The sequence below is a fragment of the Ferrimonas sediminicola genome (assembly GCF_005116715.1).
Classification (GTDB): Bacteria; Pseudomonadota; Gammaproteobacteria; order Enterobacterales; family Shewanellaceae; genus Ferrimonas; species Ferrimonas sediminicola.
The window spans coordinates 223,304-236,526 of sequence record NZ_SWCI01000002.1; the positions used below are offsets into that span (position 1 = coordinate 223,304).

The window sequence follows — 13,223 nt, forward strand, 5'->3', positions numbered from 1 at the left end:
GGCAGGGCCCGGCGGCGGACGATCTGGTCACAGTGCGGGCACAATATGAAGCAATTTGACAAAGTTTACCGCCACTTAGCTTTGGTTATCTCCCCTATGATAGCGAACTCGATGGCAAATTCGTCACTTTTTACCCAAATACCCCGGTAAATTTGGTCGAACCAGTGTTGCGGGCTTGACTGACTTGTCAGAAACTGGGTTAATGACAACCTTATGTGAATGAACCGCTGAAAAGATGTCCAGTTCCGATCGAAACCCCTATGCCACTTTGGCTAAACAGGCCGAAGCGCTGATTGAGGGTGAACCCAGCCTCATCGCCAACCTGGCGAATATCTCTGCACTGATATTCAACTCCGTATCCGACCTCAACTGGGCCGGATTTTATTTATTGGAGGATCAGGATACGCTGGTGCTGGGACCGTTTCAGGGGCAGGTAGCCTGTGTGCGCATCCCCGTCGGCCGAGGTGTGTGTGGCACCGCGGTGGCCGAGGACCGCACCCAGTTGGTGGCCGACGTGCACGCCTTCCCTGGCCACATCGCCTGCGATGCGGCCAGCAACTCTGAGATCGTTGTGCCGGTGCACCATCAGGGTCGGGTCATTGGGGTGCTGGACATCGACAGCCCGTTGCATGGCCGTTTCGGCGAAGAGGAGAGACAGGGTTTCCAAGCCCTGGTTTCTGTGCTGGAGCGCCACCTGGACAAGGTGGGCCTGAAATGAAGGAGCTGGTGACCATTCACAGCTATCTCGCCGATCCCGAGGGGGTCGGCGACTGGGAAGGCGAAGAGGAACTGGCAGCAGACAACCTCAATCGCCTCTATCATGCAGTTTATGACGCGGCCGATGACGACATGGATCCCGCTTCCCTGGAAGCGATGCTGGAAGCCATCTGGCCCTATTGGCAACACAATCCCGAACTTACGGAGTTGGATGATGAGATGATCGAGGGGTTTGTCGATTCCCTCTTTGAGCATTTCAACAACAGTTCGGGTCAGGATGATTTTGATGACTACTGAGAACCAAACCAAGCTTTCCGACATCAAGGCGGTAATCGCCTTTCTGTGTGAAAAGTTCCCCAATTGCTTCAGCCAGGAGGGCGACGCCAAGCCGCTGAAGATTGGCCTGTTCCAGGAGCTGGCGGAGAACCTGGCGGATGACGAGCGCGTCAGCAAGACCCAGCTGCGCCAGGCGCTGCGCCGTTACACCAACAGCTGGCGCTACCTGCGCTCCATCAAGGAGGGCGTGCAGCGGGTGGACCTCGAGGGGAACGCCTGTGGCGAGATCGATGCCCAGCACGTGGAGCACGCCCAGCAGGCCCTCAAGGAGAGCCAGGAGCGCGCCAAGGAGCGCAAGGCCGAGCAGAAGCCCAAGGGGGACAAAGGAACCTCTGCCGCTCACAAACGGTCTAAGCTGAAAGGTAAACCCTCCGGCGCGCCCCGCAGCAAACCGGAAGGTGCCAAACGTCCCGCCAAGCCCCGCCCCGAGCTGAAGAGCGTCGAAGCGGCCGCGCTGAGTGTGGATCAGAAAGTCAAAGTTCAGTTGGGCCGGGCTCCGGCTGACGGTGTGGTGGTGGACATCAACAAAGATGACGTTCAGGTTCGCCTGGACTCTGGAATGACCATCAAGGTTAAGGCCTCCCACATCCGTATCTAATCCGAGCCGGCTTTAAGGAGTAAAGCACTTATGGTGAAAACGAGTCTCAAGATGACGACATTGGCCAGTCTGTTTGCCGGCGCGCTGTTCAGCGTCCAGGCCCTGGCCCTTTCTCCGGTCATCTCTGAGGAGGAGATCCCCGTCCTTAGCCAGGAGGCGCAGCACAAGGTTGCCAGCAAACGGATCACCAATCTGTTTACTCGTTCCCACTACCGTAAGTTCGCCATGGATCAGGCGTTCTCCGGGGAGATCTTCGATCGCTACCTGGAGCAGCTTGACTTCAACAAGAGCATCTTCACCCAGGCCGACGTGGACCGGTTCCGCAAGGTGCGCACCGAGTTCGGTGCCCACATCGCCAAGGGCGAGATGCAGGACGCCTACACCATCTACCAGGCGGCGCTGGACAAGCGTTACCAGAGATTCAGTTACGCCTTGAAGCTGCTGGAGACCCCCTTCGATTTCACCAAAGCGGGCGATAAGTACTACTTCGACCGCGAGGATTCCCCCTGGGCCGCCAACGAGGCCCAGTTGGATGAACTGTGGCGCCAGCGGGTGAAGAATGATGCGCTGAATCTGAAGATGACCGGCAAGGAGTGGCCCGAGATCAAGGAGATCCTCGGAAAGCGCTACAACAACGCCCTGAAACGACTGAGCCAGACTCACAGCGAGGATGTGTTCCAGAACGTCATGGGTGCCTTCGCCTATACCATCGAACCCCACACCAGTTACCTGTCACCGCGCAACGCCGATCGCTTCCAGACCGAGATGAATCTCTCCCTGGAGGGGATCGGAGCCGTGCTGCAGGTGGAGGATGACTATACCACCATCCGCTCGCTGGTCCCCGGCGGCCCGGCGGACAAGAGCGGTGGCGTCAAGCCCGAAGACCGGATCATCAGTGTCGGTCAGGAAGGGGAGAAGCCGGTGGACGTGATCGGCTGGCGGCTGGATGACGTGGTGGATCTGATCAAGGGTCCCAAGGGCACCAAGGTGACCCTGGAGATCCTGCCCAAGAAGGGCGGCAACAACGCCAAACCGAAGAAGGTGGTGATCGTCCGCGACAAGGTGAAGCTCGAGGACCGGGCGGTGAAGTCCGAGGTATATGTCCCGGAACAGGGGCCGAACCAGGGCCGCCGCATCGGGGTGATCGAGATCCCCAGCTTCTACGTCAACATCAGCCAGGATGTCTCCAAAGAGCTGGAGAAACTTGAGCAGGAGAACGTCGAGGCGATCCTCATCGACCTGCGCAACAACGGCGGTGGTTCTCTGTCAGAAGCAACCCTGCTGACCGGCCTGTTCATCTCCCAGGGGCCGGTGGTTCAGATCCGTGACCAGCGCGGCCGCATCAACATCAACCGGGACAGTGACGGTCGCATCAGCTATGACGGCCCGCTGACCGTGCTGGTGAACCGTTACAGTGCCTCCGCCTCGGAGATCTTCGCGGCGGCGATGCAGGATTACGGTCGGGCCATGGTGATCGGCGAGCCCACGTTCGGTAAGGGTACGGTGCAGCAGCACCGCAGCCTGGGTAAGTCCTACGACCTGTTTGACAAGCCCATGGGGCACGTGCAGTACACCATTGCGCGGTTCTACCGCATCAATGGCGGCAGCACCCAGATCAAGGGGGTCACCCCGGACATCGAGTTCCCCAGCTTCTTCCAGCCCGGGGAGTATGGTGAGTCTCAGGAGGACAACGCCTTGCCCTGGGACAGCGTGCCCAAGGCGAACTACCAGTCGCTGGATCTGGTGCCTCAGAGCATGGTGACCACCCTGAGTGCCAACTACGCCAAGCGCATCCAGACCAACCCGGAGTTCGGCTACCTGGCCGAAGATATCGACACCTACCGAGCGGAGAAGGACAAGGGCTACGTCTCCCTGGTGTTGGCCGAGCGCAAGGCGAAGGAGCAGAGTGAGGACGACCTGGCGCTGAAGCGGATCAACGAGCGGCGCGCGCGCCTAGGGGAGGCCCCCATCCAGTCTCTGGACGACGAGCCGGAACGCGAGGGTGATGACCAGGACAACGACTATCTGCTGGCCGAGTCCGCCAACATCACCCTGGACATGGTGGACTGGACCCGGCTCGCCAAACAGAAGTAGCTCGCTCCCACCATCGAAAAGGCCGCCTCGCGGCCTTTTTTTGTCTCTGTCGGGATTGTTTGTGATCCCGCTCCCAATCAGACATCCCCGCCTTTTCGGGGCCAACAGCCAGAGAATGTGGCTGCCCTGGGCCGCCCGGACAGGGATATCCGCCGACTGGTCGTCGGTTCACAGTCTGGCCAGAGTGACTCCGCTGTGGTAAAGCTATAATAAATAAACATTATATTAACAAATGTGGCCGGGTGTCGTCCCCTTCAGCAAGGCACCGGAGCTTCAAGGGAGTCGCAAGATGTCTGAGTATCACGGCAGATGGTCAAACCGTTTCACCTACATTCTGGCGGCCACCGGCGCCGCCGTCGGCCTGGGGAACATCTGGAAGTTTCCCTACATCATGGGGGAGAACGGCGGTGGCGCCTTCGTGCTGGTGTACCTGGTGTGCATCGCGCTGATCGGGGTGCCGGTGATGATGGCGGAGGTGATGATCGGCAAATACGCTCGCCTGGCGCCCTCCCGATCCGTGGTCAAGCTGGCCAGGGACACCGGACGATCCAGCGCCTGGCGGGTCACCGGCTGGGGTGGGGTGATTGCCGGTTTCCTGATCCTGTCGTTCTATGTGGTGATCGCCGGCTGGGCGGTGGCCTACACCTGGTACGGCTTCAGCGGCAGCTTCACCGGCCGGGATGCGGCGGAGATCGGTCAGCTGTTTGCCAGCCTCAATGCCAGCCCCTATCCGCTGCTGGGCTGGAGCGGTTTCATTGTCCTTGGGACCAGCATCGTCGTGGGCAAAGGGGTGCAGAAAGGGCTGGAGAAAGCGGTCAACTACATGATGCCGGTGCTGTTCCTGCTGCTGACCATCATGGTGATCTATGCCGCCAATACCGGTGAGTTTGCCGAAGCGGTCCGCTTCATGTTTGAACCGGACTTCTCCAAGCTGAGCTGGAACGGGGTGCTGATCGCCCTGGGCCACAGCTTCTTTACCCTCTCCCTGGCCTCGGGGATCATGATCATGTACGGCGCCTACCTGCCGGAGGGCACCTCACTGGTGAAAACCTCGGTCTACATCGCCATGATGGATACCCTGGTGGCGCTGATGGCTGGTCTGGCGATCTTTCCGGTGGTGTTCGCCAACGGACTGCCGGCCGGCGCCGGCCCGGGACTGATCTTCCAGAGTCTGCCCATCGCCTTTGGGCAGATGCCCCTGGGGTCACTGTTTGGCGGCAGCTTCTTCCTGATGGTGGTGGTCGCCGCCTTCACCTCCTCCATCGCCCTGATCGAGTCCAGCGTTGCCTGGCTGGTGGAGCATCGGGGCCTGCAGCGCTGGCAGGCGGCGACTCTGGCCGGCTTGGGCATCTGGCTGATGAGCCTGCTAACAGTGTTCTCCCTGACCGGTGCCGAGTGGACCATCTTGTCGCTGTGGGGCGATCTGCGCATGAGCTTCTTCGACTTGCTGGACTACGTCACCGCCAACATCCTGCTGCCCCTGGGCGGGCTGATCATCTCGGTGTTCAGTGCCTGGGCGGTGAAGGAGGAGATCAGCCGCGAAACCCTGGCCACTACCGATGGCCTCTATCGGCTGTGGCAGGTGTGTCTGAGGTACATCGCCCCGGTCTCCATTTCTCTGGTGTTCCTCAACCTGATCGGGGTGCTCAACCTGTAGGGCAGTTGGGTAAATCTGCAGCAAACGCGCCGCGACCGTCAGGAGCGGCGCGTTTTCTTGATATACTGCGCCATCACTCTCACTTCGGGCGTTCACCGGCACGGACTCGGTGGCGACAACCGCCCGTTACGTCCCCAGGAGGAGCAGCATGTCGCAACCCACAGCCCGCCATCGTCTCGATTACCGTCCCAGCCCCTATGTCATCGACACCCTGAACCTGACTGTCGAGCTGGATGATCACGCCACCCTGGTGACCGCGGTCAGCAGCGTGCGGCGCACAGAGGCCGACGCCACCGAGCTGGTACTGGTGGGGGAAGCCCTGGAACTGGTATCGGTGGCCGTCGATGGCATCCCGCTGCCTGGGGAAGCGTGCCGCCTGGAGCAGGGCCAGCTGGTGATCCCCCTGGCTCGGGAGCGGGCCGAACTGACCGTGGTAACCCGCATCGATCCCGCCAATAACACCGCCCTCGAGGGGCTGTATAAGTCTGAAGGCACCTTCTGTACCCAGTGTGAGGCGGAAGGGTTCCGTCGCATCACCTACTACCTGGACCGGCCCGATGTACTGGCCCGCTATACCACCCGCATTGAGGCGGACCGCGCTGCCTACCCCTATCTGCTGGCCAACGGCAACCAGGTGGAGAGTGGCGAACTGCCTGACGGGCGCCACTTCGCCACCTGGGTTGATCCCTTCCCCAAACCCAGCTACCTGTTCGCCTTGGTGGCCGGCGACTTCGATCTGCTGGAGGACAGCTTCACCACCGCCAGCGGCCGCGACGTGGCCCTGCAGCTGTTCGTCGACAAGGGACAGAAGCATCGGGGCCACCACGCCATGGCCAGCCTGAAGCGGGCGATGAAGTGGGACGAGGAGAGGTTCAATCTGGAGTACGACCTGGACATCTACATGGTGGTCGCCGTGGATTTCTTCAACATGGGGGCCATGGAGAACAAGGGGCTGAACGTCTTCAACTCCAAGTGCGTGCTGGCAGACAGTGACAGCGCCACCGACGCCGAGTTTGACCGCATCGAGTCGATCATCGGCCACGAGTACTTCCACAACTGGACAGGCAACCGCATCACCTGCCGGGACTGGTTCCAGCTGAGCCTGAAAGAGGGACTGACCGTATTCCGTGACCAGGAGTTCTCGTCGGATCTCGGCAGCCGGGCGGTAAACCGCATCGAGGCGGTCAAGGTGATCCGCGGCATTCAGTTTGCCGAGGACGCCGGTCCGATGGCGCACCCCATCCGCCCCGATAAGGTGATCGAGATGAACAACTTCTACACGGTGACCGTGTATGACAAGGGCGCCGAGATCATCCGCATGCTGCACACCCTGCTGGGTGAACAGGGGTTCCAGAAGGGGATGACCCTGTACGTGGCGCGCCACGACGGTCAGGCGGTCACTTGTGATGACTTCGTCCAGGCGATGGAGGACGCCAGCGGCGTCGATCTCGCCCTGTTCCGCCGCTGGTACAGTCAGTCCGGCACCCCGGTGCTGACCGTCACCGAAACCTTTGACCCGGCCAACTGTCAATACCGGCTGCACTTCAGCCAGCACACACCCGCCACCGCCGACCAGGCCGAGAAGCTGCCGCTGCATCTGCCTATCAGGCTCGAGCTGCTGGATCAACAGGGTAGGACCCTGGCTCCCCGCGTCAAAGGTCGGCCGTTCGACGGCCTGTTCAGCCTGACCGACGCGGAAGCGACCCTGGTGTTTGACGGGGTGACCGCCAAACCGATCCCCTCCCTGCTGCAGGAGTTTTCCGCGCCGGTGAAGCTGAATTTCCCCCAGAGTGACCAGGAGCGCATCCACCTGATGAGCTACGCCGGCAATGCCGTGGCCAGGTGGGACGCGGCCCAGGGAATTCTCGCCGACGCTCTGTTGGCCAGCCTCGATGACCGCCAGCCGGCGATGGACGCGATCACCGACGCCTTTGGCCGGGTGCTGCGTGATACCGAGCTGGATCCGGCCCTGGTGGCCCAGATGCTGACGCTGCCCTCGGTTGCCACCCTGATGGAGCTGCGCAGTGGCTGCGACGTCCTGGCGCTGTGTCGGGCACGTCGGCAGTTGCAAGCCGATCTGGCCGTCCGGCTTGGCCGGGTGATGGCCGAAGCCTATGATCGCTGTGCCACTGCCGGCGACGCCCCTCATCGCGCGCTGATGAACCTGGTGTTGGCGTACCTGGCCCTGGACGGTGACAGCGGGCGGGTAACGGCCCAGTTCCAGAAGGCGATCAACATGACGGAAACCCTGGGTGCCCTGCGGGCCGCCAACCAGGCACTGTTGCCCCAGAGGACTCAGATGATGAGCCAGTTCGAGGCGCGCTGGCGTCAGGATCCTCTGGTGATGGATAAATACTTTACCCAGCTGGCCACCACCCCCCTGGCAGCCGACGACCTGCTGACGCAGCTGGCAGAGGCGATGAACCACAGCGCCTTCGACATCAGCAACCCCAACCGGGTCCGAGCCCTGGTGGGGGCCTTCGCCGACGGCAACCCCGAAGTGTTCCATCACCCGTCCGGTGTCGGATACCGCTTCCTGACAGAGCAGCTGGAGAGACTCAACGCCATCAACCCCCAGTGCGCGGCGCGCCTCATTACGCCGTTGATCGGTTTCAAGCACCATACGCCGGAACGTCAGGCACAGATGAGGGCCTGCCTGGAGCGGCTGATGGCCAGGGACGATCTCTCCACCGATCTCTACGAGAAAGTCAGCAAGAGTCTGGCCTAGAGGACAGGGGGCGGCGCCAGCCGTCCCCCCGCCCATGATCTACCTCTTCGATCTTTCCATCGGATGGCAGCAGATGCAGCGCTACTACCAGGGCAAGGCCCAGGTGGTGGTGGTGCGCTGCCTGCAGGGCAGGGTGATCCACCTGCACCCTAGGTACCTGCGCCCCTTCCTCACCGCCCGTGGCATTCAAGGCCGCTTTCGGCTGACCCTGGACGCCGATGGCCGCTTCGCCGATCTGCAGCGGCTGATGTAACACACCATTAATAGAGTAATAACTTCAAACGGGTGTTGCATTCTGAGCCGGCGTCGACGCGCGGGGTAAGATGCAAAAATATCAATGACTTACGATATGGCTGAGTGTCAGAGCGTGAGCTGAATCAAATTTTAACCTCTTTTTCCCGCGATAACCTTAGATAAGCTCCTAAAAATTCAGCGGATTTTCCCTGCTAAAAAGGTTGCTCCCCCCAAGCCGTTGTTGTAACAATGGGGTTAATGTGTCGTTACACTGACGACACCCAACAAAACTATAAATTCAGGGAAGGGAGAACCGCGACAATGAGACAAGGCGCTAAGGTTTTTCGCCGCTCTGCGCTGGCTGCCAGTATCGGTATTGTACTGGCGGCTCCGGCCTCAGCCGTTACCTTTAATTGGGGAGAGATAGAGGGGAGCTTTGACTCCACCTGGACCGTAGGGGCGGCCTGGCGGGTCGAAGACCGTGACTACGACAGGGTCGCCAAATCCAGCCAGCCCGGGCTGGACTGGAGCGGCTACGGATTTGATTTTGCCGGGGGCGGGTTCAACGAAGTCTATGGCGGCGATCAGTTGTTTGCCCTGCCTGGCTCCTACTCCGCCAACCAGGACCTGGCCAACCTGCTCTACGACAACGGTGACACCTTTACCGAAGTGTTCAAGGGATTGCACGAGCTGGAACTGGTGTACGACAACATGGGTGTATTCATCCGTGGCATGTACTTCTATGACAAGCGTCTCGAAGACTCAGACTTCGATTACCGCAACCCGGTCTCCGGCGCCAAGTACGACGTGTGCCAAGACTCCAAGGCGTCCGAGTACGCCTGCTCCGACATCCGCCTGCTCGATGCCTACTTCTTTGCCGACTGGCTGATCGGCGACATGCCGCTGTCGGTGCGCATCGGTGAACAGGTGGTCAGCTGGGGGGAAAGCACCCTGATCGCCCACGGCATCAACTCCATCAACCCGGTCGACCTGGCCCGTCTTCAGGCCCCTGGCGCCGAACTCAAGGAGGCCTTCATCCCGGTCGGCATGGTCTGGGCCTCCCTGGGCCTGACCGAAAACGTTAACTTGGAGGCCTTCTACCAGTACCGCTGGGAGCAGACCCGCCTGCCGGTCACTGGCACCTACTTCTCCAGCAACGACTTCGCCGGGGCAGGGGGCTACGTCAACAACGCCCAGCTCGGCTTTACCTCCAACCCGGACAACACCCTGGACTGGGTACTGAGCCAATACGCCCAGCTGAGCAGCGTCGCCGCTCAGACCGCCGGCGCCATGGGGCCGGAAGCCCTGGCGCAGCTGGCGACGGCGGCCATCGCCTATCCCACCAAGGTCACCCTGATCAACCATGAGCAGGAGCCCGATGATCAGGGGCAGTTCGGTATCAAGCTGGGGTACTACGCGCCGGAGCTGAACGACACCGAGTTTGGCCTCTACTACATGAACTACCACAGCCGTCGCCCCCTGATCAGCGGTCAGACCGCCAACTTCGGTGCCGAGGCGATCGGGGCGGATCTGGCGACCCTGGCCGCCCTCAACGGTGAGGTGACCCGCAGTGATCTGCTGGGACTGGACACCTTCTCCAAGGCGGCCCTGGAGTACCCGGAGGACATCAAGCTCTACGGCCTCTCCTTCAATACCACGGTGGGGGACACCTCGGTGGCCGGTGAGATCGCCTACCGCCAGGATGAACCCCTGCAAATCGACGACGTGGAGCTGCTGTTTGCGGCGATGCCGGAGCAGCTGTACAACGCCGATCCCGAGACCTTCGCCATCTTCGAAAACCTGTCCCAGTACGTCAAGCCTGACGGCAGCAAGGTGGGCCCAGGTGAATACGCGCCCGGCTATGTGCTGACCGACAGCACCCAGGCGCAGATGACCCTGACCCACATCTTCGGCCCGATGATGGGCGCAGACAACTTCTTGATGCTGGCGGAGTTTGGCGGCGTCTGGCTCCATGACATGCCCGACGAGGCGGTATTGCGGATGAACGGCCCGGGTACCGAGCGGGCCGGCGCCAAGGGGCGGGAAGACAACCTGGCGGTACTGGATATCCTGCACAACGGGCCGGAGGAGGATGCCTTCCCCACCGACAGTGCCTGGGGTTATCGCCTGGTGGCCAAGTGGGACTACTCCAACGTCGCCTTCGGCTGGAACCTGTCACCCCGGGTGGTGTTCTCCCACGACGTCAGTGGCACCACCCCGGATCCTCTGTTCCTGTTTGTCGAAGATCGCAAGTCCGCGTCGTTGACCCTGGCATTCGATTACCAGAGCCGCTGGTCCGCCGACCTGGCCTACAACGCCTTCTGGGACGGAGAGGGCTCAACCAACTCTATGGAAGACAAAGATTTTGTCTCCTTTAACCTGAAGTTCTCAATCTAAGAGGGGAGAGGAGTAATGCAAGTAAAACCACTTTTTGCGGCCATGTTGGCCCTGAGCTGCAGCTTTGGCGCCCTGGCCAAGGTGACCCCGGAACAGGCAAAGGCCCTGGGTGACACCCTGACCCCGATCGGCGCCGAGAAGGCTGGCAACACCGACGGTTCCATCCCCGCCTGGAGCGGCGGCATCACCGAGGCGCCGGCCGACTACAAGAAGGGGGAGTTTCACACCGACCCCTACGCCGACGATAAGCAGCTCTACACCATTACCGCCGACAACATGGGCGACTACGCCAAGCTGCTGACCCCGGGTGTCAAGAAGATGTTCGAGATGTATCCGGACACCTACAAGATGAAGGTCTATCCGACCCGGCGCAGCGCCTCCTATCCGCAGTTCATCTATGACGCCTCCATCGCCAATGCCACCACCGCCGAACTGGTGGCCGGCGGCAACGGCCTCAAAAACGCCTCCATCGGTGTGCCGTTTCCCATTCCTCAGAATGGCCTGGAAGCGATCTGGAACCATATCCTGCGTTATCGCGGCACCGATGCCCAGATCCTGCGTGGCCAGGCGGCCCCCACCGCCAGCGGCAGCTACACCCTGGTGAAGACCGACGAGAAGATCAAGTTCCTCTACTCCCGCCCCGATGCCGACGCTGTCCAGCTGCAGAAGGACAACCTGCTGTTCTACTTCAAGCAGGTGGTCACCTCGCCGGCGCGCCTGGCCGGTACCGCACTGCTGGTGCATGAGACCATGGATCAGGAGAAGGAGCCCCGCAAGGCATGGACCTACAACACCGGTCAGCGTCGGGTACGCCGAGCGCCCAACGTGGCATTCGACACCCCGGGCACCGCCTCTGACGGCATGCGCACCACAGACGATTTCGACATGTACAACGGTTCGCCCTCCCGCTACAACTGGGCACTCAAGGGCAAGAAGGAGATCCTGATCCCCTACAACAACTACCAGTTGCACGGGGCGGACATCAAATATGAGCAGATCCTCAAGCCGGGCCACATCAACATGGACCTGGTTCGCTGGGAGAAGCACCGGGTATGGGAGGTGGAGGCCACCCTGAAGGAGGGGATCAGCCACCTGTACAAGACCCGCACCTTCTACCTGGATGAGGACAGCTGGCAGGTCAGCCTGGTGGATCTCTACGATAAGCGGGATCAGCTGTATCGCGTCGGCATGGCCCATGCGGTGAACTACTACGACCTGCCGACCCTGTGGACCACCCTGGAGGTGTTCTACGACCTGAGCTCGCGCCGCTACCTGGCGATGGGGCTGGACAACGAAGATGGCGTGGCCAGCTTCGACGAGGAGTTCAGCGTCAAAACCGAGTTTACCACCAACGCCCTGCGTCGCAGCGGTCGGCGCTAAATCTTAAAACAACAATAAGGGGGCAGGTCACTGCCCCCGGTATGGATACCACTATGCGGCTAATGATGTTGATTCCGCTGGCCCTGACGGGCGGTTTCGCCGTGGCGGAGCCACCGGCCCCCACCCCCCTGGCGGCGATTGAAGCGCCGAAAGCCCTAACCAGTCCGATGATGAGCCTCGCCCAGGCGGGCGATGCCCTGGTTGCGGTCGGCAGCCGGGGACAGGTGCTGGTCAAACCCGGGGGAAGTGATGCGTGGCAACAGGCCCAGGTGCCGGTCAGTACCCTGTTGACCCGGGTGTTTATGCTGGACGGTCAGCTGGGCTGGGCCGTCGGCCACGACGCCACCATCCTCCACACCAACGACGGCGGCCACAGCTGGCAGCTGCAGCAGTGGCGGGCCGACCTCGAGGTGCCCCTGCTGGATATCTATTTCCGCAACCCCCGCGAGGGCCTGACGGTCGGCGCCTACGGCCAGTTGTTTCGCACTGCCGATGGTGGCAACTCCTGGCAGTTCGAGTACCTGGACAGCCTGCTGAATGAGGATGACCGGCTCTACCTGAAGGAGTTGCGTGCCGACAGCGAAGAGGATTACCTGGCCGAGCGGGCGGCGATGCTGCCCCATATCAACCGGCTGATCGCCTTGCCCGGAGGCGAACTGTTCATCGTCGGCGAGATGGGGCTGATGGCCCGCTCCGACGACTTCGGCGCCTCCTGGCAGCGTCTGCCCGAGATCTATTTTGGCTCACTGCTGGATATGGCCATGGACGACGAGGGGCGCTGGGTGGCCGTGGGCCTGCGCGGCAATGCCTTCGAGAGCCGCGACCGGGGAGAGAACTGGATGCCGCTGGATCTCGACACCAAAGGCACCTTCAACAGCATCCGGCGCCTGGCGGACGGCACCCTGGTGATGGTGGCCAATGGCGGCGATCTGGCCTATCGCAAACCGGGACAGGCCCAGTTTACCCTGATGCGGGTGGCCAAGGGCCAGGACCTGGTTGACCTGGCACAGAACGGCGACGGCAACCTGTGGCTGGCAGGCAGCCAGGGTGTTCAGGCATTCACCATTGAGAAGTAAGGAGTG

The 13,223-nt window shown here is 61.4% G+C and carries 10 protein-coding genes; all 10 read left to right on the forward strand.

Annotated elements, in window-relative coordinates:
- The first annotated feature begins 235 nt into the window (after positions 1-235).
- The 10 genes from FCL40_RS04455 to FCL40_RS04500 all read left to right on the forward strand — a co-directional run bounded on the left by FCL40_RS04455 (position 236) and on the right by FCL40_RS04500 (position 13,217).
- Positions 236-718, forward strand: a complete 483-nt coding sequence (locus tag FCL40_RS04455; RefSeq protein WP_136851761.1) for a GAF domain-containing protein — start codon at positions 236-238, stop codon at positions 716-718.
- Positions 715-1,014, forward strand: a complete 300-nt coding sequence (locus FCL40_RS04460) for a hypothetical protein (RefSeq protein WP_136851762.1) — start codon at positions 715-717, stop codon at positions 1,012-1,014. Before FCL40_RS04455 ends, FCL40_RS04460 begins: the two co-directional genes overlap by 4 nt.
- The gene (proQ, locus tag FCL40_RS04465) at positions 1,004-1,651 is read left to right on the forward strand and encodes an RNA chaperone ProQ (protein ID WP_169306998.1); all 648 of its coding nucleotides are present in this window, start codon (positions 1,004-1,006) and stop codon (positions 1,649-1,651) included. Before FCL40_RS04460 ends, proQ begins: the two co-directional genes overlap by 11 nt.
- A gap of 51 nt (positions 1,652-1,702) precedes the next feature.
- Positions 1,703-3,745, forward strand: a complete 2,043-nt coding sequence (gene prc / locus FCL40_RS04470; RefSeq protein ID WP_229360268.1) for a carboxy terminal-processing peptidase — start codon at positions 1,703-1,705, stop codon at positions 3,743-3,745.
- A gap of 289 nt (positions 3,746-4,034) precedes the next feature.
- Positions 4,035-5,402, forward strand: coding sequence for a sodium-dependent transporter (locus FCL40_RS04475; protein WP_136851767.1), 1,368 nt, complete (start codon positions 4,035-4,037; stop codon positions 5,400-5,402).
- Between the two features lie 148 nt (positions 5,403-5,550).
- A complete protein-coding gene (gene pepN / locus FCL40_RS04480) occupies positions 5,551-8,130 on the forward strand; it encodes an aminopeptidase N (RefSeq protein WP_136851769.1) in 2,580 nt (859 codons plus the stop codon).
- 34 nt (positions 8,131-8,164) lie between these two features.
- Entirely contained in the window at positions 8,165-8,383 is a 219-nt protein-coding gene (locus FCL40_RS04485) for a DUF2835 domain-containing protein (protein WP_136851771.1), read from the forward strand.
- Between the two features lie 302 nt (positions 8,384-8,685).
- On the forward strand, positions 8,686-10,761 hold the full coding sequence (locus FCL40_RS04490) for a DUF1302 domain-containing protein (RefSeq protein ID WP_136851773.1): 2,076 nt from the start codon (positions 8,686-8,688) through the stop codon (positions 10,759-10,761).
- Positions 10,762-10,776: 15 nt separating this feature from the next.
- The gene (locus tag FCL40_RS04495) at positions 10,777-12,141 is read left to right on the forward strand and encodes a DUF1329 domain-containing protein (protein WP_136851775.1); all 1,365 of its coding nucleotides are present in this window, start codon (positions 10,777-10,779) and stop codon (positions 12,139-12,141) included.
- A gap of 53 nt (positions 12,142-12,194) precedes the next feature.
- Entirely contained in the window at positions 12,195-13,217 is a 1,023-nt protein-coding gene (locus tag FCL40_RS04500; RefSeq protein WP_169306999.1) for a WD40/YVTN/BNR-like repeat-containing protein, read from the forward strand.
- The last annotated feature ends 6 nt before the right edge of the window (positions 13,218-13,223 follow it).

Excerpts from the sequence above, each read along its gene's own strand:
- FCL40_RS04455 (WP_136851761.1), top strand. The coding sequence starts at position 236 with ATGTCCAGTTCCGATCGAAACCCCTATGCCACTTTGGCTAAACAGGCC.
- FCL40_RS04460 (WP_136851762.1), top strand. The coding sequence starts at position 715 with ATGAAGGAGCTGGTGACCATTCACAGCTATCTCGCCGATCCCGAGGGG.
- proQ (WP_169306998.1), top strand. The coding sequence starts at position 1,004 with ATGACTACTGAGAACCAAACCAAGCTTTCCGACATCAAGGCGGTAATC.
- prc (WP_229360268.1), top strand. The coding sequence starts at position 1,703 with ATGACGACATTGGCCAGTCTGTTTGCCGGCGCGCTGTTCAGCGTCCAG.
- FCL40_RS04475 (WP_136851767.1), top strand. The coding sequence starts at position 4,035 with ATGTCTGAGTATCACGGCAGATGGTCAAACCGTTTCACCTACATTCTG.
- pepN (WP_136851769.1), top strand. The coding sequence starts at position 5,551 with ATGTCGCAACCCACAGCCCGCCATCGTCTCGATTACCGTCCCAGCCCC.
- FCL40_RS04485 (WP_136851771.1), top strand. The coding sequence starts at position 8,165 with ATGATCTACCTCTTCGATCTTTCCATCGGATGGCAGCAGATGCAGCGC.
- FCL40_RS04490 (WP_136851773.1), top strand. The coding sequence starts at position 8,686 with ATGAGACAAGGCGCTAAGGTTTTTCGCCGCTCTGCGCTGGCTGCCAGT.
- FCL40_RS04495 (WP_136851775.1), top strand. The coding sequence starts at position 10,777 with ATGCAAGTAAAACCACTTTTTGCGGCCATGTTGGCCCTGAGCTGCAGC.
- FCL40_RS04500 (WP_169306999.1), top strand. The coding sequence starts at position 12,195 with ATGCGGCTAATGATGTTGATTCCGCTGGCCCTGACGGGCGGTTTCGCC.